The following is a 21,104-nucleotide window of genomic DNA, read 5'->3' as shown; positions in this document are numbered from 1 at the left end:
AAACAGACGCCGAATCAAGGCGTTGAAGCGGCCACAAATTTATTCCCGGGCGTTGCATAGGACGTATGTGCCACCAGTACCGGGTACCGTCAGTCAGGCCGCGGTATCGGTTGTGATATTGAAAGTTGCGATCTGAAGGTGAGATTAGCCCAGCATCGATTTTCGAATGCCAATGCATTCGCTCTCACGATATGAGCGCGACCTCATCGTGCCGCTGCGGCGTGATGCGGCGCGTTCTTCAGTTGCCGACCCAACAAGAACTGTGTGGCAAGGTGCGCGCGTTGCGTTGCCGGGTTCCAACGCATGGTTAAGAGCGCCTGAAATCATTCCGTCGAAATGCGTTGAAGAGTCTTTAATCAAATTCGCAGAACCTCCGCGCCATGACGCGTGGAGTTCGTTTGTATCTCGTCGGCTCCCTTGTCCTTGTGTCGCTTGCTGGTTGCGGCCGCGGTCTGTTCCAGACCGCCGAGCGCGAACCGTGGCGGGCCGAGGCCGAGGCCGCTTGCCTGAAATCAGGCGCGGTCAAGGAAGGGCCTGACATCGTCCGCATCGATCCGATTTCCGGCCCCGGTGTCTGCGGCGCCGAGTTCCCGCTCAAGGTTGCCGCGCTCGGCGAAGCCAGCTCGGCTTACGGATTTGCCGACGACAGCCTGCGTCCGCCGGCATCGGTCGGCGGCCAGCCGCGTTGGCCGATCAACCGGCAGCCCAGCCCGCCGCCTGCGCAGGCGCCGTATTCCGATCAGGCCGTCAGCCAGCCGCACTATGGCAGCCAGCCGAACGGACCGGTGTCCTTGTCGGCGCCCGGGGTGCCGCCGCAACAGGGTGAGATCGACCTGCCGCCGGAAGGTTCGCCCGATGCAAGCGGCGAGCGACCTTATTATCCGGGTCTGCCGCGCAATCCGCAGCGCGAGGGCGCCGCCGCACCTTATTCACCTGCGCCTTATTCCCAGCAGCCTCAGGACGCGCCGCCGCCGCGGCTCGGCCCGTCGAACGGCAATCAGGTGATGACGGTCGGCCCGGTCGCGGTGAAGCCGGCGGCAACACTGGCGTGCCCGATCGTCTCGGTGCTCGAACGCTGGCTCGCCGATTCCGTGCAGCCGGCGGCACAGCGCTGGTTCGGCGCGCGCGTCGTCGAGATCAAGCAGATCTCGGCCTATTCGTGCCGCGGCATGAACGGCAATTCGCACGCGCATATTTCCGAGCACGCCTTCGGCAACGCGCTCGATATCGCGGCCTTCATGCTGTCGGACGGCCGCCGCATCTCGGTGAAGGATGGCTGGAAGGGCCTGCCGGAGGAGCAGGGCTTCCTGCGCGATGTCCAGGCCGCCGCCTGCCAGCAATTCACCACCGTGCTGGCGCCGGGTTCCAACGTGTATCACTACGACCACATCCATGTGGACCTGATGCGCCGGGCCAGCCGGCGCCTGATCTGCCAGCCCGCCGCCGTGTCCGGCGAAGAGGTCGCGGCGCGTGCCGGCGGCCGTAACCCCTATGCAACGCGCGAACCTTATGTCACAGGATCGCTTGGCGGCAGAAAGCCGGCTCCGCGGGGTAAGGCGGGGGTCAACGAAGAAGACGAATTCGCCGACGAATAGGGACGCGTCTGATACCCGTATTTTTACTGGGTGACACCGTGCAAACGGTGGCCACTTTTATTCTGCATATGCTTCGGAGCCGGGAGCGCACCCGGCTGATTTCTGGGGGATAGCTTTGCAAGACGCTCCGATCATTCTCGTCATCGAAGACGATCGTGATCTTCAGATGATGGTGGAGGACGCCCTGAGGGATGGCGGCTACGAGCCGGCGATCGCAGGCTCGGGCGAGGAAGCCCTTACGCTGCTGAAGGCCTTCCGCACCAAATACAGTGCACTGGTCACCGACATCCGCCTGCTCGGCCGGCTCGACGGCTGGCGTGTGGCGCGCGGCGCCCGCGAGATCGATCCGTCGTTTCCGGTGCTCTACATCACCGGCGGTGGCGGCGACGAATGGCCGACGCGGGGCGTGCCGGACAGCGTGCTGTTGAACAAGCCGTTCTCGCCGGATGAACTCGTTGCGGCCGTCGCGAAACTGCTGAAGAACGGCGCGGCGGCCTGACGGCTGTTTCGAACGGCTTGCCGCACGCGGTGGGCTGTTCGCGGCAGGCACTTATTCCGTCTTTATAAGATCTCCTCGCGGTTCTTCTCGAATTCATACGCCCTCACGCTCATCTTCGCGGCAGCAGCCGGAGAGCGAAGATGACGACTTATCGCGCGTATATCGTCGGATTGCACAGCCGATCCATCGGCGTGGTCAACATGGATTGCAGCGACGACGATCAGGCCGTCATATCGGCCGGCCGTCTTGTCGACCGCCACGACATCGAGCTGTGGCAGTTGGACCGCCCTGTGGCCAGGTTCGATGCCGGATCGAAGCAGGTGTTCAGGAAGTAGTGCGACATCGCGAGGGCGCGCCGGGTGTCGCGCCGTCCGATCCCTGATGATAGACCTTGCACCAGCTTCGTCATCAACAGGGATATCAAGTCATGGCTTTGGAGAAGGTCGCACTCGTCACCGCGGGCGGCAGCGGCATGGGCGCGGCAGCGGCGCGGCGGTTGGCCGCAGATGGCTATCGAGTGGCGATCCTGTCGTCGTCGGGCAAGGGCGAGGCGCTGGCCAGCGAACTCGGCGGCCTCGGCTTCACCGGCTCGAACCGTTCCAACGACGACCTGAAGCGCACCGTCGACGGCGTGATGGCGCGCTGGGGCCGCATCGACGCGCTGGTCAACAGCGCCGGTCACGGCCCGCGCGCCGGCGTGCTCGAACTGACCGATGAACAGTGGCACACCGGTCTCGACGTCTATCTGATGAACGTGATCCGCCCGACGCGTCTGGTCGCACCTCACATGCAAGCGCAGAAGTCCGGCGCGATCGTCAACATCTCCACCGCCTGGGCCTTCGAGCCGAGCGCGATGTTTCCGACGTCAGCGGTGTTCCGCGCCGGGCTCGCCGCGTTCACAAAACTGTTCACCGACAGCTACGCCGCCAGCAACGTCCGTATGAACAATGTGCTGCCGGGCTGGATCGACAGCCTGCCGGCGACCGACGAGCGCCGCGACAGCGTGCCGATGAAGCGCTACGGCAAGGCGGAGGAGATCGCGGCAACCATCGCCTTCCTCGTCTCCGACGGCGCCGGCTACATCACCGGCCAGAACATCCGTGTCGATGGCGGTCTGATGCGGTCGATCTGAGGCGACCAGCAAACCCGTCATCCCCGGGGCAGCCAGTCTATGATTCATTGGCGGCTCCAAACATTCGAAGTCGTCCCGGCCTAGTGCGCAATTGCGCACTAGGCCGGGACGACACTGGGATGTGCGGCGCCGTTCCTGCCGTCACAGGATGTCGGATCTGGCTTCGCGCACTCGCTTCCTTCGCCGTTGTCGCAGCGTCGCCGCGACCTTGCAGCAAGCGACTTGTGTCTAAGCGCTGCGCGTCTCGTTCCAGGCCGCGCGCGTCACAATTGCGGCGACCTCAGATTGCGTTTGTCGTGATGACAAACCGAAAGCACAGGACTAGCCTTCCGCAAAATCAAAACATACGGGAGGAATGGCATGCCAGACGCAGCAGTTGCAGCACGCGCTTCGGACTCCAAGCACAGCGGAACGACGCAGCAAGTCGACGTCGCGGTCGTCGGCGCCGGTTTCGCCGGTCTTTATTTGCTGCATCGGCTGCGCAAGGCGGGCTTCTCGGCGGTTGCGCTCGAAGAGGGCGCCGATGTCGGCGGCACCTGGTACTGGAACCGATATCCCGGCGCGCGTTGCGACATCCAGACCATCGACTACAGCTACACGTTCGATCCCGAGCTCGATCAGGCATGGACCTGGTCGGAGAAATACGCCACCCAGCCGGAAATCCTGCGCTATCTCGGCTTCGTCGCCGACCGCTACGATCTGCGCCGCGATATCAGGTTCGGCACCAAGGTCACGCAAGCGACCTGGGACGACGCCACCGCACGCTGGCAGATCACGACCAACAACGGCGCCAGCGTCTCCTGCCGCTACTACATCATGGCAACCGGCTGCCTGTCGTCGCCGAAGCCGCCGGAGATCGACGGCGTCAAGGACTTCAAGGGCGAGATCTATTTCACCGGCCGCTGGCCGCATCAGGGCGTCAACCTCAAGGGCAAGCGCGTCGCCGTGATCGGCACGGGATCGTCGGGCATCCAGTCGATCCCGCTGATCGCCGAGCAGGCCGCGCAGCTCACCGTGTTCCAGCGCACGCCGAACTTCGCATTGCCCGCCGGCAACGGTCCGGCGCCGGAGGACCGCAAGACCTATTTTGAAACCGACCGCGCCGCCTATCGCGAGCAGGCGCGCTGGTCGATGGCCGGCGTGCCGTATCCGCAGCAGACCGTGGTGAGCTGGCAATTGAGCGATGCCGAGCGCCGCGAGCGGTTCGAGAAGGCGTGGGCGGCGGGTGACCTCGTCCACATCCTGACCCAGTTGTGGGCGGACCAGGCGGTCGATGTCGACGGCAACAGGCTGGTCGCCGACCTGATCCGCGAGAAGATCGGCGCCGTGGTCAAGGATCCGGAGACCGCCGCGGCGCTGGCCCCGCACGATCATCCGTTCGGCGCCAAGCGGCCCTGCCTCGATACCAATTACTATGCGACCTACAACCGTCCCAACGTGACGCTGGTGAATCTGCGGCAGGAGCCGATCAAGGCGATCACCGCCAGCGGCATCGCGACCGACAAGCGCAGCTTCGATGTCGACGTCATCGTGTTCGCCACCGGCTTCGACGCGATGACCGGCGCGATCATGGCGGTGCATCCGATCACCGGCCGCGGCGGCAAGTCGCTGTCGGATGTCTGGGCGCACGGACCGCAGACCTATCTCGGCGTTACCGTCGCGGGCTTCCCCAATCTGTTCATGATCACCGGTCCCGGCAGCCCGTCGGTGCTGTCGAACATGGCGGTCTCGATCGAGCAGCATGTCGACTGGGTGGTCGAGCGCATCGCCGCGCTGCGCGACGCCGGCTTCACCACGATGGAAGCAACCGACACCGCGCAGGCCGGCTGGGAACGCCACATGGCCGATTGCTCGACGCTGACGCTGCATCGGCTCGCCAACACCTGGTACACGGGCGCCAACGTGCCCGGCAAGCCGCAGGGCGTGATGCCCTATACCGGCGGCGTCGGGCCGTATCGCAGCATCTGCAACGAGGTGGTCGGCCGCGGCATGCTCGGCTTCAGGCTCACGGGTCCCAACATTGCCGAGCAATGCAATGACGGCGAGGTGGTGCGCCTGCAGCCCGACGTGCGGCTGGTGCTCGGCATGCTGGCCGAGATGAACCTGCCGCCGATCGAGACGATGGGCGCGCAGGGCGCGCGCGACTTCCTCACCGAGTTCAACAAGGGCCGTCCGGCGGGACGGCCGGTCGGCGAGGTCGGGACCGGCCTGCTGCAGGGCGCAGACGGCCCGCTGCCTTACAAGCTGTACCGGCCGGCGACGCCGGGGCCACACCCGATCGTGGTGTATTTCCACGGCGGCGGCTGGGTGCTCGGCGACGAGCTGTCGGACGATCCGTTCTGCCGCGATCTGTGCCGGCGCACCGGCATGATCATCGTCAGCGTCGGCTATCGCCACGCGCCCGAGCATCGCTTCCCGGCTGCGGCCGAGGACGGCTATGCGGCGACGCGCTGGATCGCCGCCCATACCGCCGAGCTCGGCGGCAGGGCCGGGCCGGTGCTGGTCGCGGGCTGGAGCGCCGGCGGCAACATCGCGGCCGTCACCTGCCAACTGGCGCGCGATCGCGGCGGGCCGGAGATCGCAGGCCAGCTCCTGATCTGCCCGGTCACAGACTCCTCGTTCGACCGGCAGTCCTATGTCGACAACGCGGCCGGCTACTTCCTGACCCGTGGCCTGATGTTCTGGTTCTGGGACCTGTACTGCTCGCCCGCCGACCGCACCGATCCGCGCGTCGCGCCGCTGCGCGGCAAGCTCGAAGGCCTGCCGCCGGCGTTCATCGCGACCGCGGAGTTCGATCCGCTGCGTGATGAGGGGAATGCCTATGGCGACGCGCTCGCGAAAGCCGGCGTCAAGGTCGAGCAGCTCAAGGGCAACGGCCACTTCCACTCGTCGTTCGTGATGGTCGATGTCATCATCACCGGCGTTGCCGGCCGCGTGAAGATGGCGAAGGCGCTGCGCCGGTTCGCCGGACTGTCCGAGGAGCTGGAGCAAGACAACGTCACTGCGCCGAAGGTCAACGCGGCGGCGAACTAGACTTGGAAGCGCTGCGGTTCGTTCGGAACCGCAGCGCTAGCCGAGCTCGAACGTCGTAACGCCGAACACGCGATCGATCCGCAACGGCGCGATCGCGCCGGTGTACATCCGTGCGGTCTCGAACACCGGTGAGAGCCCGAGGCCTTGCGCCAGCGCGACGGCGTCGCGATTGACCGCGGGGACATCGAGGAAGATGTCGCCGCCGCCTGCGCTCGCGAGCAAAGCTGCCACAATGGCCTCGGCATCCGCGCGGTCGTCGGCAATGAGCGGACCGATCTTGCGGCCGGTGCGGCACGGACGGACCACGCCCCAGCCGGCCAGCCTGCCGTCGCGCAGCAGCGCGCGTCCGACATGTCCTGGTGTGCTGATCCAGGCGCGCAGGAACGCCGGACGCGACGCCGGAAACACGGTGGCGTCATCGGCCTCGACCAGCGCCATCGGCACGTCGGTCAGCGCGACGACACGCCCGCTTGGTGGTGGGGGCGCTGCGACCGTGCCGCCGTAGCGCACATTGGCGTAAGCGAGCGCGAAGCCGGACTTTTGGTAGTTCGCCTGCTGCGTCACCACGCCATCGAGCCCGATCACGCGCGGGCGCGCATGCGCGATGGCCGCATTCCAGATCTTCAGGCCATGGCCACGACCGCGCAGATCCGGACGCACGATGTAGAAGCCGAGGAAGGAAAATTGCGCGCCGTAATTGACGCAGGAGATCACCGCTACGGGCCGCCCCTCGAGCTCGCCGATGAAGAATCCCTGCGGATCCTCGGCGGCGAAGCTGGGCGCATCGGCAAGTCCGGGATTCCACCCCTCCGCTGCTGCCCAGTCGATCGCAAGCGGAATCTGGTCCGGCCGCATCTGTCGGATGGTGAGGTCGTTCATGGCGGATGATCACCTCGAATTGGCGTCGCACTCGCCATGGTAGCGCGCCAATGCATCCCCGTCATTGCGATGAGCGATAGCGACGAAGCAATCCATCTCTGCGCGTATGGATTGCTTCGCGGAGCCTGTCATCGGGCGCGCGTTCGCGCGACCGTTGGCTCGCAATGACGGGCAGGGATGGCCGCGTCTTCTACGTTACCGATCAATCTTCGGCCGATACGCCGCAAAGAACACGCGCGTTGCGCTGTCGACGACGGTCGCGATCCGCTCCGGCGAGGGCGACGGATTGGCCTGGAAGATGAATGCCTGGAACAGCGTCGCCTGGCACATCTGCATGAACTGCCAGGCCGCAAGCTGGGTGTCCTCCATGACGAGTTCACCGAGCGCGGCGCGCGCCTCCAGATAGGCGGCGAAGCGGTCGACGGTGTGGGCGATCACGTGAGTGTAGAACCGGCTGCCGAGCTCGGGCATCCGCTCGGCGATCGCCATCACGGTGCGGATCGCCGAGCCGCCGCCCGGCCGGCACAGCAAGGCAACATAGGCGCGGCCGAATTCGGGGAGGGTGGTGTCGACGTCGCGCGCCGGATCGAAGTTGAAGGCGACCTTGCCCTGCTCGAGCTTCTCCTCCTCGACGATCGCCGCGAACAGTCCGGCCTTGTCGGGGAAGTACACGTAGAGCGTGCCCTTGGAGACGGCGGCGGCGCGGGCGATCTCGCCCATGCTGGCGCCATCGAAGCCGAGCTCCAGGAATACCTTACGGGCGCCGTCCAGGATCTGGCGGCGTTTCGACGATTCTTCCTCGCCGACGGCCTGGAGCGAGGTTCGGGGGGCTGCAACCATTGATTTAGCTTCTCGCGAAAGAACTCAACCCGGAATGAACCAACGGGAGAATCGAACCATTATAATCCGCCGGGTGGGAATATAGATTGACCGAACCGTTCGGTCAATGGTATTGGAGGGAGTGACGATGCGCCGCACGGCCCTCTTTCAGCCATTGCGGGCATCAACATTAATTGTGGGGAGCCTCGGCTATGGCCGCAGCACGGGATCAGGCTGCACGCATTGTTCGTTCCGGGCCTGAGGTCGCCGGGGACGCGATGGCGCGCGACGCATCGGCCGATCCCGGCGAGCAGGCGTGGGGCGACGAAGCCAAAGGGCTTGAAGCCAAAGGTCCCGCCGACAAGCGTCCCGCTGAAACGCCGCCCGCGTCTGCACCCGAGCAGCCGGCGGCCTCGCCCACCACCGCTGCGCCGAAATCCGGCAAGCGCAGATTCGTGTTGATGGGCATTGTCGGCCTGCTCGCGATCGCGGCCGCAAGCTATGCCGCCTATTACCTGATGGTCGGTCGCTTCTACATTTCGACCGACGACGCCTATGTCCGCGCCAACAACACCATGCTCGGCGCGCGCGTCGCGGGCCACATCGCGGCGATCCTGCCGGGCGACAATGCGCTGGTGCGCGCCGGCGATGTGATCTTCCGGATCGATGACGGCGACTATCGCATCGCGGTCGATGCCGCCCGCACCCGGATCGGGACGCAGCAGGCGACCATCGAGCGCATCGGCCGCCAGGTTGCGGCCGCGGTCAGCTCGGTCGAGCAGGCGCAGGCGCAGCTCGTCTCCGCCCAGGCCGGCCTGAAGCGCGCCGATCTCGATTACGATCGTCAGCAGGCGCTCAGCACCAAGGGCTTTGCCTCGCGTGCCACCTTCGAAGTGTCCGAAGCCGGCCGTGACCAGGGCGCGGCAGCGGTGCGCTCGGCGCAGGCGGCCTATGACGCCGCCAAGGACAATGTCGAGGTGACCAAGGCGCAGCAGGCCGAGGCCCGCGCCCAGCTCGCCGAATTGCAGACCCAGCTTGCCAAGGCCGAGCGTGACCTCGATTTCACCCAGGTGCGCGCGCCGGTCGACGGCACCTTCTCCAACCGCCTCGTCAACACCGGCGATTACATCAATGTCGGTCAGCGGCTCGGCAACGTGGTGCCGCTCGATGGTGTCTTCATCGACGCCAACTATAAAGAGACCCAGCTCAAGCGCATTCGCACCGGGCAGCGGGTGACGATCAAGGTCGACGCCTACGGTTTCCGCAAGTTCACCGGCATCGTCGACAGCATTTCGCCGGCGGCAGGCTCGGTTTTCACGCTGCTGCCGCCCGACAACGCGACCGGCAACTTCACCAAGATCGTGCAGCGCCTGCCGGTCCGCATCCGCGTGCCGAACAGCGTCGCCAGGCAGGGCCTGCTGCGCGCTGGCATGTCGGTCTACACCACGGTCGACACCCGCGAAGGTGCGGCCGATGCCGACGCCGATACCGACCTCGACTCGCCGATGATGATCCATCCGCAGTGATGTCTTGCAGCCTCGGACGCTGTCCAAGGCTCGGAGCCTGATGAGCCCATGGCCGACGCGACCACTGCTTCGCCTTCGATGATGACCGGCGCTTCGGAGACCGAGCGGCTCCAGCCCAAGCGGGTGGTCGCCTTCATCATCATGGTGTTCGGGATGTTCATGTCGATCCTGGACATCCAGATCGTCTCGGCCTCGCTCACCGAGATCCAGGCCGGCCTGTCGGCGTCGTCGACCGAAGTGTCGTGGGTGCAGACCGCCTATCTGATCGCCGAGGTGATCGCGATCCCGCTGTCCGGCTTCCTGTCGCGCGCGCTCGGCACAAGGCTGTTGTTTGCGATCTCTGCTTTCGGTTTTACCGTGTCGAGCCTGCTGTGCGGCTTTGCCTCCTCGATCGAGCAGATGATCCTGTGGCGCGCGCTGCAGGGCTTCCTCGGCGCCGGCATGATCCCGACCGTGTTCGCCTCGGCATACACCATCTTCCCGCGCTCCAAGTTCTACATCGTGGCGCCGATCATCGGGCTGGTCGCGACGCTGGCGCCGACCGTGGGCCCGACCGTCGGCGGCTACATCACCGATCTGATGTCGTGGCACTGGCTGTTCTTCATCAACATCGTGCCCGGCGTCATCATCACGACCGGTGTGCTGATATTGGTCGATTTCGACCAGCCGAACTTCGCGCTGCTCGATCGCTTCGACTGGTGGGGCCTGATCTTCATGGGCGGCTTCCTCGGCTCGCTCGAATATGTACTGGAGGAAGGCCCGCAATATGAATGGCTGCAGGACACCTCGGTGGCGGTCTGCGCCGCGATCGGCTTCGTCTCGGCGGTCGCCTTCTTCTGGCGGGTGCTGACTGCGGAGGAGCCGATCGTCGATCTCTATGCCTTCTCCAACCGCAACTTCGCGGTCGGCTGCGTGCTGCAGTTCTGCATCGGCATCGGGTTATATGGCCTGACCTACGTCTATCCGCGCTATCTCGCCGAGATCCGCGGCTACAGCGCGCTGATGATCGGCGAGACCATGTTCATCTCCGGCATGACGATGTTCTTCATGGCGCCGGTGGTCGGCCGGCTGATGCAGAAGGTCGATCTGCGCTACATCATCGCCTTCGGCCTCGTTACCTTCGCGCTCGGCTCCTGGCAGATGACCTGGATCACCCGCGAGTACGATTTCTACGAGCTGCTGGTGCCGCAGATCCTGCGCGGCATCGGCATGATGTGCGCGATGGTGCCGACCAACAACATCGCACTCGCGACGCTGCCGCAGGACCGCGTCAAGAACGCCTCCGGGCTGTTCAACCTGATGCGCAATCTCGGCGGCGCGGTCGGGCTCGCTGTGATCAACGAAGCGCTCAACGACCGCACCGACCTGCACATCTCGCGGCTGCAGGATCGTGTCACCTGGGGCAATGCGACCGCGGTCGAAACCCTCAACAATTTCGCCCAGCGCCTGCAGGGCATGGGCGATGCCACCACCATGGCGATGAAGCAGCTGTCGCAGCTCGTGCACCGCCAGGCGCAGGTGATGAGCTATGGCGACGCCTTCTTCATGCTGTCGCTGTTCTATGTCGGGCTCAGCCTGCTGGTGCTGTTCGTCAACAAGCCGCCGTCGATGACCGCAGGCGGCGGCGACGCGCATTGAGCCCATCTGCTTCGCCCGTTCGCGTGCAGAGCGTTGCATCGCCGACACATTGCCGCACTCACGCGCTTGTCATCTTGCCAATCGCGCGTGATGCATTTATAAGCAGCGCCATCCTTTCACGAACCGGGGAGATGCACATGATGTCGTTTGTTTCGCAGACCGTGCGCCCGCGTTCGATTTTGCTGGGCGCCCTCGCGCATTAGGTCCCAGCGCTGATCGGGCTTAATGCCCGATCATCCAAACTTCCCAACACGTTACCGATTGTTTTCAGCGACGCCTGCGGCCGGATTCCGTCCGCGCGTTGCCCCAGATGGAGCCGGCCGGCGCAGCGTATGCGTGGCCGGGATGTGCCATGAGCTCTCTAACGACCAAGCGACCGGCCGCGATCCGGATCGTGCTTCCCTTCGTGTTTCGCCATTGGCTGGAACAGCCGTTCCGCGCGTCGATCGTGACGGCGGGCTTCCTCGGCGCCACCGCGGCCGACCTGTTCATGCCGGTATTTTCAGGCCATCTGGTCGACGCGCTGACCGCGGGCGCCACCGACGCCGTCGCACGCCATGCGGCGATGCTGGCGTTCGGCGCCATCGTCGGCCTCGGTGCGCTATCGGTGCTGCTGCGGCTGATCGGCATCGAGACCATCGTGCCGTTCACGTTGAAGATGATGTCCGATATCGGGCAGCAGGCCTTCATGCGCGTGCAGCGCTTCTCGACCGACTGGCACGCCAATTCGTTCGCCGGCTCCACCGTGCGCAAGATCACGCGCGGCATGTGGGCGCTCGACCTGTTGAACGACACCATCCTGATGGCGCTGTTGCCGTCGCTCGTCGTGCTGGTCGGCTCGATGATCCTGCTGGGGCTGCACTGGCCGCAGCTCGGTGCGGTGATTGCCATCGGTTCAGTGATCTATGTCGCGATGACCATGGTGTTCCAGGTGCGCTACGTCGCGCCGGCCGCGCGCGTCTCCAATGCGTGGGACACCAAGGTCGGCGGCACGCTGGCCGACGCCTTGACCTGCAACCCGGTGGTGAAGTCGTTCGGAGCGGAAACGCGCGAGGACATGCGACTGGACGGCGTGATCAGCCGCTGGGGCCGGCGGGTGCAGCGGACCTGGTTCCGCTACAACCGCACCTCGACGGCGCAGCTGCTGGTGCTGTTGTGCTTCCGCGCCTCGGTGGTCGGCGGCGCGATCCTGCTGTGGGCGCAGGGTGCCGCCACGCCGGGCGACGTCACCTATGTGCTGACCAGCTACTACATTATCCACGCGTATTTGCGGGATGTCGGGATGCACATCAACAACCTGCAGCGTTCGGTGAACGACATGGAGGAGCTGGTGCAGATCCATGGCGAGCCGCTCGGCATCATCGATGCCGAGGATGCCAGGACGATCGATATCCAGGGCGGCCGCATCGTGTTCGACGACGTCACGTTCCACTATGGCGGCCATCGCCGGCCGCTCTATGACGGACTGTCGATCGACATCGACGCCGGCGAACGCGTCGGCCTGGTCGGGCGCTCCGGCTCCGGCAAGACGACCTTCGTCAAGCTGGTGCAGCGGCTCTACGACGTCACGGGCGGCAAGATCCTGATCGATGGTCAGGATATCGCCAAGGCGACGCAGCAATCGCTGCGCAGCCAGATCGCGATCGTGCAGCAGGAGCCGATCCTGTTTCACCGCACGCTGGCGGAGAACATCGCCTATGGCCGGCCCGGTGCCGGCATGGAGGCGATCGAGCAGGCAGCGCGGCTCGCCAATGCGCACGACTTCATCATGCGGCTGCCGAAAGGCTACGGCACGCTGGTGGGCGAGCGCGGCGTCAAGCTGTCGGGCGGCGAGCGGCAGCGCGTGGCGCTGGCGCGCGCCTTCCTGGCGGATGCGCCGATCCTGATCCTGGACGAGGCGACCTCGAGCCTGGATTCGGAATCCGAGGCGCTGATCCAGCAGGCGATGGAGCGGCTGATGAAGGGCCGCACCTCGATCGTGATCGCGCACCGGCTGTCGACCGTGCGCAGCATGGATCGCATCCTGGTGTTCGATCGCGGCGAGATCGTCGAGCAGGGCACGCATGAGGTGCTGGCGGCGCGTCCGGGCGGCATCTACCGCGGCCTGTTCGAGCGGCAGGCGACCGAGTTCGGCGAGGTCGCGGCGGCGGAGTAGAGCGATGGCGCGTGGCTGACGGGAGGTGTCTGCCAGCCACGCGCCGGAATCGATACGACAATCGATTTTGAGAATGGAATTGATATGAAGGACCTTACGCGCGGCTCCGTCGTGGGCCACATATTGACCATGGCGCCCCCGATCGTGGTCGGCATGATCACGATCATGATCTGCCAATTGGTCGACCTCTACTTCGTGGCGGGTCTTGGCGATGCCGCCGTTGCGGGCGTGGCGGCAGCGGGCAATGCGGGCTTTCTCGTCAACGCGCTGATGCAGGTGCTGGGCGTCGGTACCGTCGCGCTGATCGCGCATGCCGTCGGCCGCAAGGACCGCGCCGACGCCAACCTGGTGTTCAATCAGTCGATCGTGCTCTCGGTGCTGTGCGGCCTGTTGACGCTCGGCGCCGGCGCTGTGCTGTCGCGCCCCTATATGCGTTCGATCGCGGCCGACCAGGCCACTGTCGATGCGGGCACCACTTATCTGTTGTGGTTCATGCCGGCGCTGGCGCTGCAATTCCTCATTCAGGTGATGGCGTCAGCGCTGCGGGCGACCGGGATCGTGCGGCCCAGCATGCTGGTGCAGGCGGTCGCGGTCATCATCAACATCGCGCTGGCGCCGGTGCTGATCGCGGGCTGGGGCACCGGTCATGCGTTCGGGGTTGCCGGGGCAGGTCTGGCAAGTTCGATCGCCGTCCTCATCGGCGTGCTGATGTTGTTCGCGTATTTCCGCAAGCTGGAGCGCTATGTCGGGTTCGATCCCGCGCAGTGGCGCCCGCGACTCCGCCAGTGGACGCGCATCTTCAATGTCGGCCTGCCTGCCGGCGGCGAGTTCGCACTGATCTTTGCCTGGATGGGCGTGATCTACTACGTGCTGCGCGATTTCGGCCCGGCGGCCCAGGCCGGCTTCGGCATCGGGACGCGCGTGCTCGGCCTGATCCAGATGCCGGCATTGGCGGTCGCGCTCGCCGCCGGCCCGATCGCCGGTCAGAATTTCGGCGCCGGCAATGCTGGGCGCGTGCGGGAGACCTTCATCAAGGCGGTGTCGATTGGCACCGTCGTCATGATCGCGATCACGATCCTCGCGCAGTGGAAGCCGGGGCTGTTGCTCGACGGCTTCTCGAACGATCGCGAGACCATGGCGGTCGCTGCCCAGTTCCTGCACTTCGTCTCCATGAATCTGGTGGCGCAGGGCCTGGTCTTTACTTGCAACAGCATGTTCCAGGGCCTCGGCAACACCCGGCCAGTGCTGCTGAGCTCGTTCGTGCGCCTCTTCGCCTATGCGGTGCCGGTGATCTGGCTCTCGACGCGGCGCGGCTTCCGGATCGAGCACGTGTGGTATCTGTCGATCGTGTCGACGTGGCTGCAGGCTGGTCTGAGCTTGTGGTTGCTGCGTCGCGAATTCAGCAGGCGGCTCGCGCCGCCGGCGCGGGAAGCCACTCCGGAGCGCGTTGGTCTCGAGCCGGTCGGATGACCGGCTCAGCCAATGTGCGACGGCGGCTGATCATCGCGGCGCCAGCCCATTCCACACCAGCGCCACGCCGGACAGGAACAGCAGCACCAGCACGACGTCGGAGAAATTGCGGTCGCTGAGCGCGTGATAGAGTCGCGAGCCGAGCCACGCGCCGAGCAGCGTTCCCGGAAACGCACAGGCCACGAGCCAGATCAGCTCAGGTTTCACCAGGCCGCTTGCGATCTGGACCAGCAGCGCGGCGGCCAGAATGGTGAAGTTGAAGATCTGGAACACGCCGCGGCGCTGCTGCTTGCCCCAGCCGCGCACGCTCGCCCACAGGATCGGCAGCGGGCCGGACAGTCCGGCGAGGCCGCCGAGGATGCCGCCGGCAAATCCGATTGCGCCGTCGGCCCATTTGCCGCCGAACGAAATCGACATCGGCTTGCGCTGCAGGAACAGCAAGGTCGGAAACACCAGCAGGAAGACGCCGATCGTCAGCTTGAACACCTCGGGGTCGGCGCGGGCGATCAGCAGGATGCCGATCGGCACGCCGGCGAGGCCGCAGATGACGAACGGCCAGACTAGGCGGAAATCGATCGTCTTCCAGATCGACGGCAGCGTGGAAATCTGCGCGATGACCGAGCACACCAGCACCAGCGGCACCGCAAGCGTCGGCGGCAGCACATAGAGCCAGATGCCGAGCGCCATCAGCGCGGTGCCGAAGCCGGCGAGACCGGAGACGAAACCGCCCGCAAGCGCGCCGAAGAACAGGATGGCGTAGCTCGCCGGGGTCATCCTCATCTCGTTCTTATGATCGTTGCCGGGACGTTTACACGACGATGGCTGTGGGTACACTTCAAAATCGCGGCTCATCAACGATAATCGGAATGGAAGCGTGGCCATGACTGCGAATTCGCGAAAAACCTTTCTGGTCTGTCACGGCGCCTGGTCGGCAGGGTGGGCGTGGAAGAAGATGCATCCCTTGATGCAGGCCGCCGGGCATCGGCTCGTCACGCCGAGCTACACTGGGCTCGGCGATCGCGCGCACCTCGCGCATCAAGGGCTCGACCTGGATGCCCATATCAACGACATGCTCAACGTCATTTCATACGAAGACCTGCGCGACATCGTGCTGGTCGGCCATTCCTATGGCGGCATGGTCGCGACCGGCGTCGCCGACCGGGTGCGCGAGCGCGTCGCGCAGATGATCTACATCGACGCCTTCGTGCCGCGCGACGGCCAGTCGCTGTTCGATCTCAACGAAGTCGCTATCGCGAGCATGCGCGAGGCTGCGCGCACTGGCGATGGCTGGCGCATTCCACCGATGCAGACGCCACCGGATACGTCCCCCGCGGACGTCGAGTGGCTCAGCGCGCGCCGCGTCGCGATGCCGATCAAATGCTTCGAGCAGAAATTGCTGTTGAATCGCGGCGAGACCAATCTGCCGCGCAGCTACATCTACGCCACCCGCATCCCACCGGCGGATACGTTCGGCCAGTTTGCTGAACGCACGAAGCATGAGGCCGGCTGGCGCTACTTTGAGATCGATGCCAGCCACTCGCCGAACGTCACCGCGCCCGAGGCGCTGATGGCGTTGCTGCAAGAGATCGTTTCCTGACGAGCCGCCATTCCGGGACATGCGAAACATCGTCCCGGAATCAATCAGGTCCGCTTGTTCAGGTCATGCCCCCCGCGCGTCGCGCACGGCCTGAGCGACCTTCGTCGACTGCGACACCCGCCCGATTTTCGCGCCTGCAATGATTTTTCTACGGCGTTCGCTCGGCTTCGGCGCCATGCCTTCGCTCGCGGTGGCTCCGGCCGGTGGATGGGTCGTGAAGTTCGCGGCCCGGTGCAGCGCGAGGGCTTTTCGGGCCGCTTCGACATGCGCGGTCCGGGCCGCCAGATTGTGCTGACGCCTGAGCTCCGTGTTTACCCGCTTCAGCGCAGCCGCGAAGACCTGCTTTCGCTCGGACGCATGCGCGGCGGTTCCCGGAAAGCTCGTCCCGCGCGCGTCGGCCTTGCCGCGGCTCTCGCGCTGCTTGTGCCGGCCGACCGTTCGCTCCTTGTCACGCATCTTGCGCAAGCGGGGCCGCATCGCCTCGAGCTCAGCCACCTCGACGCCATAGATGGCGGGATGATGCGTCAGGCGGATTGCTTCATATTCTTCGTGGTTGAGAATGCTGCGCTCGAACTTGCAGGCGACCGACATTACCATTCCTCCCTTTGATTTTCTTGAATCCTGGGCAGAAGCACACGTCCGGTTCCAGCGAGCGGCCCTACTTTCCTGCTTCGTCGTCCTTGAGGCGAATCCCCTCAGTCCGCAAAGCCGCAAAGAGAGCCGCGATATCTTCGGGCTCCATATTGTTGGGACACATCCCGTTGAGTTGTTCGGTCGTGATCGTGCCGCTGCTCTTGGCGACGTCTCGGGCCTTCGCCATGATCTTCTGAAGATCCATCTGCGATCCTCCACGAAGCAGGCAGTCTAGCAGATGAGGCGCGATTGTGGTGCCGGATATGGCGAGGGGCCCGGCGTGCTGCGCCGAGCCCCTCATACTCCAAAATATCAGCCGGCCTGTAAGCCGGGTTCTGTAGGGCACCATTCTTTCGAATGGTACGCGACGGCCATTCCTCTGGGACAAGGTTTGCACCTTGCCTCGAGCAACCTACCCGGACAGCGGGCCTGACATCGCCCTGCGGTGTTATCGCGCATGCGCGAACTAACCGCGTTGCCGTCCCTATTCGGTTTTGCTCCCGGTGTGGTTTGCCATGCCGTCTCCGTTGCCGGAAACGCGGTGCGCTCTTACCGCACCTTTTCACCCTTACCTCGCCGAAGCGGGGCGGTTCGTTCTCTGTGGCACTTTCCCTGGGGTCGCCCCCGCCGGACGTTATCCGGCACCGCATGTCGATGGAGCCCGGACTTTCCTCCCCCGCGGCCTTTCGGCACCAGCGGGAGCGGCCGTCCGGCCGACTGACGTCCATGGCATGGGCGTTTCGGGCTGTCCCGTCAAGCCGGATTAGCCCCGCCAAGCCAGCCAAAATAATTTATCCTGAAGATGTCGTCCCGCCTGCCGCCCGTTCGACTGGGTGTTGGCGATCCAGCCGATCAAAGAGGAGAGATGAGATGCAGTACCTTTTGCTGATCTACCGGAGCGACGCGGAATATGGCCGCATGAATGCCGACGACCGCAAGGCGGTGACGGCGGAGTACGGCGCCTACACCCAGTCCATCATCCAGAGCGGGCACTTCAAGGCCGGCGACGGGCTGCAGCCGGTGTCGACCGCGACCACGGTGCGGGTCCGTGACGGCAAGACGCTGACGACCGACGGGCCGTTCGCCGAAACCCGCGAACAGCTCGGCGGCTACTATCTGGTCGAGGCCAAGGATCTCGACACTGCGCTCGGCCTCGCGGCACGGATTCCCGGCGCCAAGACCGGCTCGATCGAAGTCAGGCCTGTCATGATCTACGATAATCCGCGATAGCGCCGTCATCTCTGATGGACACAGCGGCCGCTGTCGCCCGGCGCAGCCGCTGTGCAATGATCGATGGTCATGACCCCGAGCCAGATCGAAAGAGTGTTTCGCGACGAGGCGGGCCGGGCGCTCGCCACGCTGATCCGCCTCGTCGGCGATTTCGATCTGGCCGAGGATGCGCTTCAGGATGCCTTCGCGGTCGCGTTGCAGCGCTGGCCGATCGGTGATTTCCCCGCCAATCCGCGCGCCTGGCTGGTCAATGTCGGGCGCAACAAGGCGATCGACCGCGTCCGCCGCGCGGTGACGTTTCGCGGCAAGCAGCAGGAGCTTACGCATCAATTGTTGCTGGATGCGGAGGCATCGCCCGAGCCGGCCGATGCGACGCTCGACGACGACATGCTGCGGCTGATCTTCACCTGCTGCCATCCGTCCTTTGCCGCCGAGGTGCAGGTTGCGCTGACCCTGCGCACGGTGTGCGGGCTGACGACGGCTGAGGTCGCGCGCGCCTTCCTGGTGAGCGAGGATGCCATGGCGCAGCGCCTGTTGCGCGCCAAGCAGAAGATCAAGCTCGCCGGCATTCCCTATGAGGTGCCGGAGCGCGAGGCACTAGAGCCGCGCCTCACCGGCGTGCTCGCGGTGATCTATCTCGTCTTCACCGAAGGCTATGCCGCGACCGCCGGCGAGGATCTGATGCGGCCCGATCTTGCGCGCGAGGCGATCCGGCTGGCGCGGCTGCTCGATGGGCTGATTCCGGCGCGCGGCGAGATCAAAGGCCTGTTGGCGCTGATGCTGCTGCACGATGCGCGCCGCGCCGGCCGGCAGACCGCCGGCGGCGACATCGTGCTGCTCGAGGAGCAGAACCGTTCGCTGTGGGATGTAAGGCAGATCGCCGACGGTGTCAGGCTGGTCGAGGAGGCGCTGCAAATGCCGGGCCGGCCGCAATCCTATGCGGTGCAGGCGGCGATCGCCGCGCTGCATGCACGTGCGCCGAGCTATGAGGATACCGATTGGCCGCAGATCGCCGGTCTCTATGAGGTGCTGCTGCGCATCAGCCCGTCGCCGGTGATCGAGCTCAATCACGCCGCTGCGGTGTCGATGGTCGACGGCCCGGCGCGCGCGCTCGATCTGATCGATGCGCTCGACGCGCGCGGAACCCTGAAGGGATACGACCAGCTGCCCGCGGTGCGCGCCGACCTGCTACGCCGCCTCGGCCGCAACGACGAAGCGCGGCAGGCGTATCTTGCGGCCACCGCCGCGACACAACTGGAGCCGCTGCGGCGGCTCTATGCGCGCCGCATCGCCGAGATGGGGTGACGTCACCTCATCTCGTGCGCTGCTCGTAAAGGAACGTGCTCAGTACCCGGTCTTGGCCTTGGCGCCACCGGTCGATTGCCCGGTCGTCGTTCCACTCGACATGCCGGTTGTGGTGCCGGGTGCCATCTTCTTCTGTGCGTGATGGACCTTGTGGGTCTTGTGCATGGACGACGTGGACTTGCCTTGGGTCGTCATAGCGGCTGCCGGCGCGGCGATCAGGCCAACGGCGACAGCTCCCGCGATGAGTGCTTTGAACATGGACGAATCTCCACTCAGAGCGCCCCAACGAAGAAAACCGCACGTGGCGAAAAGTTCCTGTTTGCGCGCTGCAATCAGGGAAAAATCGGCGCTATTTCGATGCGGCCGCGGCAGCCTTCGCTGCGTCCGGCGGCAGGGACTCGAGCAGCGCGTACAACGTCGCCATGGTGGAACGGTCGGCGATCCCGTCGACGCGCTCGGGGCGGAAGTGGCGCTGGAAGGCGGTGACGACCTCCATGGTCGGGCCGTCGAACTTGCCGTTGGTCGGGATGTTGTAGCCGTAACGGCGGAACGCGGCCTGCATGTTGGAGACGGCATCGCTGATCGTACCGAGCTGCAGCGCGTCGCCGCGCACGATCGGCGCCGGCTGCACCCAGTGCCCGACGCCGGAATTGGCCAGCGAGTGCCACGGGAATTTCTCGCCGGGATCCTTCTTGCGCCCCGGCGCCACGTCGGAATGGCCGAGCACGCGATGCGAGACCACATTGCGACGAAGCATGATGCCGCGGCACAGCGCGATGACGGCCGCGATCTGGCGCAGCGGGAAGTCGGGATAACCCCAATCGTGGCCACGATTGACGATCTCGACGCCGATCGAGCAGGAATTGATGTCCTCCTCGCCGGCCCAGGCCGAGACGCCGGCGTGCCAGGCGCGCTTGCTCTCCGGTACGCACTGCACGATGCGGCCGTCCTCGAGCACGATGTAGTGCGCCGAGACCTCGGTGCCGGCGGTGCAGAGCTGGGCGATCGCGCCCTCCACATCGGGCATGCCGGTGTAATGCAGCAAGATCATGTCGGGCTGCCGGTCGCCCGCGCGGTCGCCGAAATTGACCGACGGGATCACGTCGGAGGCAACAGAGGAATCCGGTGTGAACGTCTTCACGTCGGCCACGCCCTTCGGAACAGGAAGGACGCGCTGACGCTTCGGATCAGCGTTGCCGGACGAGGACGAACCAGAAGCCATACGAATCACTCAAACCCAAACCTGGAGAAAGCATTTTGACATATGGATAAACAAATAGGCGTTTACTATTCCTTTACCGTGCGGGGCCGCGCAATCGGCCTCTCGGGTTCCATCGGCTGCAAGATGCCCGTGCGATGATGCCCGAAGCAAAAGCCGAGGCTACCACTCGAAAGCGGATCAAAGTCGCGCGATTCTGCTAACCGATCGTCAACGTTTTCTTAACGTTAAGTGCCGTTACTGAGAGGTGAAGTGCCGAACCGGTTTCGGGGGACGGCCACAGGACGCTGAGCCCCGCTGTTTGCGCGAAATCCCATGGAAACCCTCCAAATTCCGGTCGGATATCAGGATTTGCGGCCGAGGAGGGGAGTTGG

Annotated in this window: 19 protein-coding genes and 1 other RNA gene; 12 read left to right on the top strand and 8 right to left on the bottom strand. The window is 65.2% G+C overall.

The genetic code is table 11. The annotated features are described in order from the left end of the window. The first annotated feature begins 380 nt into the window (after positions 1–380). The 5 genes from CK489_RS37665 (at position 381) to CK489_RS37645 (ending at position 6,259) form a co-directional block, all read left to right on the top strand. Entirely contained in the window at positions 381–1,595 is a 1,215-nt protein-coding gene (locus tag CK489_RS37665; RefSeq protein ID WP_095735876.1) for an extensin-like domain-containing protein, read from the top strand. A gap of 115 nt (positions 1,596–1,710) precedes the next feature. Further along, a complete protein-coding gene (locus tag CK489_RS37660) occupies positions 1,711–2,094 on the top strand; it encodes a response regulator (protein WP_050628336.1) in 384 nt (127 codons plus the stop codon). A 140-nt stretch (positions 2,095–2,234) separates the two neighbouring features. After that, the gene (locus tag CK489_RS37655; protein WP_050628337.1) at positions 2,235–2,429 is read left to right on the top strand and encodes a hypothetical protein; all 195 of its coding nucleotides are present in this window, start codon (positions 2,235–2,237) and stop codon (positions 2,427–2,429) included. 92 nt (positions 2,430–2,521) lie between these two features. Then, positions 2,522–3,226, top strand: coding sequence for an SDR family oxidoreductase (locus CK489_RS37650; protein ID WP_095735875.1), 705 nt, complete (start codon positions 2,522–2,524; stop codon positions 3,224–3,226). A gap of 360 nt (positions 3,227–3,586) precedes the next feature. Continuing rightward, positions 3,587–6,259 (top strand): flavin-containing monooxygenase, encoded by a 2,673-nt coding sequence (locus tag CK489_RS37645; RefSeq protein ID WP_095735874.1) that lies wholly within the window; start codon positions 3,587–3,589, stop codon positions 6,257–6,259. 36 nt (positions 6,260–6,295) lie between these two features. Here the strand turns inward: CK489_RS37645 and CK489_RS37640 are convergent, their stop codons facing one another. Together CK489_RS37640 and CK489_RS37635 are read right to left on the bottom strand one after the other, a co-directional pair. Further along, positions 6,296–7,138, bottom strand: a complete 843-nt coding sequence (locus CK489_RS37640; RefSeq protein WP_095735873.1) for a GNAT family N-acetyltransferase — start codon at positions 7,136–7,138, stop codon at positions 6,296–6,298. Between the two features lie 195 nt (positions 7,139–7,333). After that, complete coding sequence (locus CK489_RS37635; RefSeq protein ID WP_095735872.1) at positions 7,334–7,978, bottom strand: TetR/AcrR family transcriptional regulator; 645 nt, start codon at positions 7,976–7,978, stop codon at positions 7,334–7,336. Positions 7,979–8,169: 191 nt separating this feature from the next. Here CK489_RS37635 and CK489_RS37630 point away from each other — a divergent pair, with 191 nt between their 5' ends. From CK489_RS37630 to CK489_RS37615, 4 genes are all read left to right on the top strand, one after another. Next, complete coding sequence (locus CK489_RS37630; protein WP_095735871.1) at positions 8,170–9,483, top strand: HlyD family secretion protein; 1,314 nt, start codon at positions 8,170–8,172, stop codon at positions 9,481–9,483. 48 nt (positions 9,484–9,531) lie between these two features. Then, positions 9,532–11,121, top strand: a complete 1,590-nt coding sequence (locus CK489_RS37625; RefSeq protein WP_095735870.1) for a DHA2 family efflux MFS transporter permease subunit — start codon at positions 9,532–9,534, stop codon at positions 11,119–11,121. Positions 11,122–11,473: 352 nt separating this feature from the next. Beyond that, positions 11,474–13,276: an ABC transporter ATP-binding protein gene (locus CK489_RS37620; RefSeq protein ID WP_095735888.1), complete on the top strand. Its 1,803-nt coding sequence runs from the start codon at positions 11,474–11,476 to the stop codon at positions 13,274–13,276. 84 nt (positions 13,277–13,360) lie between these two features. Next, a complete protein-coding gene (locus CK489_RS37615) occupies positions 13,361–14,746 on the top strand; it encodes an MATE family efflux transporter (RefSeq protein WP_095735869.1) in 1,386 nt (461 codons plus the stop codon). Between the two features lie 30 nt (positions 14,747–14,776). Here CK489_RS37615 and CK489_RS37610 read toward each other — a convergent pair whose 3' ends face one another. After that, the gene (locus CK489_RS37610) at positions 14,777–15,520 is read right to left on the bottom strand and encodes a sulfite exporter TauE/SafE family protein (RefSeq protein WP_095735868.1); all 744 of its coding nucleotides are present in this window, start codon (positions 15,518–15,520) and stop codon (positions 14,777–14,779) included. Between the two features lie 106 nt (positions 15,521–15,626). Between CK489_RS37610 and CK489_RS37605 the strand changes: the two genes are divergently transcribed. Next, positions 15,627–16,343 (top strand): alpha/beta fold hydrolase, encoded by a 717-nt coding sequence (locus CK489_RS37605; protein WP_050628345.1) that lies wholly within the window; start codon positions 15,627–15,629, stop codon positions 16,341–16,343. Between the two features lie 63 nt (positions 16,344–16,406). Here CK489_RS37605 and CK489_RS37600 read toward each other — a convergent pair whose 3' ends face one another. From CK489_RS37600 to rnpB, 3 genes are all read right to left on the bottom strand, one after another. Next, positions 16,407–16,934, bottom strand: a complete 528-nt coding sequence (locus CK489_RS37600) for a hypothetical protein (protein ID WP_198961122.1) — start codon at positions 16,932–16,934, stop codon at positions 16,407–16,409. A gap of 67 nt (positions 16,935–17,001) precedes the next feature. Then, positions 17,002–17,181 carry a hypothetical protein gene (locus CK489_RS37595; protein ID WP_095735866.1) on the bottom strand — a complete coding sequence of 60 codons (180 nt, stop codon included), beginning with the start codon at positions 17,179–17,181 and terminating at the stop codon, positions 17,002–17,004. A 103-nt stretch (positions 17,182–17,284) separates the two neighbouring features. Beyond that, positions 17,285–17,697: RNase P RNA component class A (rnpB, locus tag CK489_RS37590), an RNA gene on the bottom strand. A gap of 149 nt (positions 17,698–17,846) precedes the next feature. Between rnpB and CK489_RS37585 the strand changes: the two genes are divergently transcribed. Together CK489_RS37585 and CK489_RS37580 are read left to right on the top strand one after the other, a co-directional pair. After that, entirely contained in the window at positions 17,847–18,206 is a 360-nt protein-coding gene (locus CK489_RS37585) for a YciI family protein (RefSeq protein ID WP_021077249.1), read from the top strand. Positions 18,207–18,275: 69 nt separating this feature from the next. Further along, complete coding sequence (locus CK489_RS37580) at positions 18,276–19,511, top strand: RNA polymerase sigma factor (protein WP_050628348.1); 1,236 nt, start codon at positions 18,276–18,278, stop codon at positions 19,509–19,511. 39 nt (positions 19,512–19,550) lie between these two features. On the opposite strand, the gene CK489_RS37575 is transcribed toward CK489_RS37580, so the two are convergent. After that, entirely contained in the window at positions 19,551–19,769 is a 219-nt protein-coding gene (locus tag CK489_RS37575) for a hypothetical protein (protein WP_050628349.1), read from the bottom strand. Positions 19,770–19,860: 91 nt separating this feature from the next. Next, on the bottom strand, positions 19,861–20,733 hold the full coding sequence (locus tag CK489_RS37570; RefSeq protein WP_095735864.1) for an N-acetylmuramoyl-L-alanine amidase: 873 nt from the start codon (positions 20,731–20,733) through the stop codon (positions 19,861–19,863). Positions 20,734–21,104: the final 371 nt, after the last annotated feature.

This window comes from Bradyrhizobium sp. UFLA03-84 (assembly GCF_002289535.1).
Classification (GTDB): domain Bacteria; phylum Pseudomonadota; class Alphaproteobacteria; order Rhizobiales; family Xanthobacteraceae; genus Bradyrhizobium; species Bradyrhizobium viridifuturi.
Note: the sequence above shows the minus strand (reverse complement) of the source record. Positions and strands in the feature narration are given on the sequence as shown.

What these genes read in the sequence shown, in the direction of transcription:
- CK489_RS37665 (WP_095735876.1), top strand. Translation starts at nt 381, where the DNA reads ATGACGCGTGGAGTTCGTTTGTATCTCGTCGGCTCCCTTGTCCTTGTG.
- CK489_RS37655 (WP_050628337.1), top strand. Translation starts at nt 2,235, where the DNA reads ATGACGACTTATCGCGCGTATATCGTCGGATTGCACAGCCGATCCATC.
- CK489_RS37650 (WP_095735875.1), top strand. Translation starts at nt 2,522, where the DNA reads ATGGCTTTGGAGAAGGTCGCACTCGTCACCGCGGGCGGCAGCGGCATG.
- CK489_RS37645 (WP_095735874.1), top strand. Translation starts at nt 3,587, where the DNA reads ATGCCAGACGCAGCAGTTGCAGCACGCGCTTCGGACTCCAAGCACAGC.
- CK489_RS37640 (WP_095735873.1), bottom strand. Translation starts at nt 7,138, where the DNA reads ATGAACGACCTCACCATCCGACAGATGCGGCCGGACCAGATTCCGCTT.
- CK489_RS37635 (WP_095735872.1), bottom strand. Translation starts at nt 7,978, where the DNA reads ATGGTTGCAGCCCCCCGAACCTCGCTCCAGGCCGTCGGCGAGGAAGAA.
- CK489_RS37630 (WP_095735871.1), top strand. Translation starts at nt 8,170, where the DNA reads ATGGCCGCAGCACGGGATCAGGCTGCACGCATTGTTCGTTCCGGGCCT.
- CK489_RS37625 (WP_095735870.1), top strand. Translation starts at nt 9,532, where the DNA reads ATGGCCGACGCGACCACTGCTTCGCCTTCGATGATGACCGGCGCTTCG.
- CK489_RS37620 (WP_095735888.1), top strand. Translation starts at nt 11,474, where the DNA reads ATGAGCTCTCTAACGACCAAGCGACCGGCCGCGATCCGGATCGTGCTT.
- CK489_RS37615 (WP_095735869.1), top strand. Translation starts at nt 13,361, where the DNA reads ATGAAGGACCTTACGCGCGGCTCCGTCGTGGGCCACATATTGACCATG.
- CK489_RS37610 (WP_095735868.1), bottom strand. Translation starts at nt 15,520, where the DNA reads ATGACCCCGGCGAGCTACGCCATCCTGTTCTTCGGCGCGCTTGCGGGC.
- CK489_RS37605 (WP_050628345.1), top strand. Translation starts at nt 15,627, where the DNA reads ATGACTGCGAATTCGCGAAAAACCTTTCTGGTCTGTCACGGCGCCTGG.
- CK489_RS37600 (WP_198961122.1), bottom strand. Translation starts at nt 16,934, where the DNA reads ATGTCGGTCGCCTGCAAGTTCGAGCGCAGCATTCTCAACCACGAAGAA.
- CK489_RS37595 (WP_095735866.1), bottom strand. Translation starts at nt 17,181, where the DNA reads ATGGATCTTCAGAAGATCATGGCGAAGGCCCGAGACGTCGCCAAGAGC.
- CK489_RS37585 (WP_021077249.1), top strand. Translation starts at nt 17,847, where the DNA reads ATGCAGTACCTTTTGCTGATCTACCGGAGCGACGCGGAATATGGCCGC.
- CK489_RS37580 (WP_050628348.1), top strand. Translation starts at nt 18,276, where the DNA reads ATGACCCCGAGCCAGATCGAAAGAGTGTTTCGCGACGAGGCGGGCCGG.
- CK489_RS37575 (WP_050628349.1), bottom strand. Translation starts at nt 19,769, where the DNA reads ATGTTCAAAGCACTCATCGCGGGAGCTGTCGCCGTTGGCCTGATCGCC.
- CK489_RS37570 (WP_095735864.1), bottom strand. Translation starts at nt 20,733, where the DNA reads ATGGCTTCTGGTTCGTCCTCGTCCGGCAACGCTGATCCGAAGCGTCAG.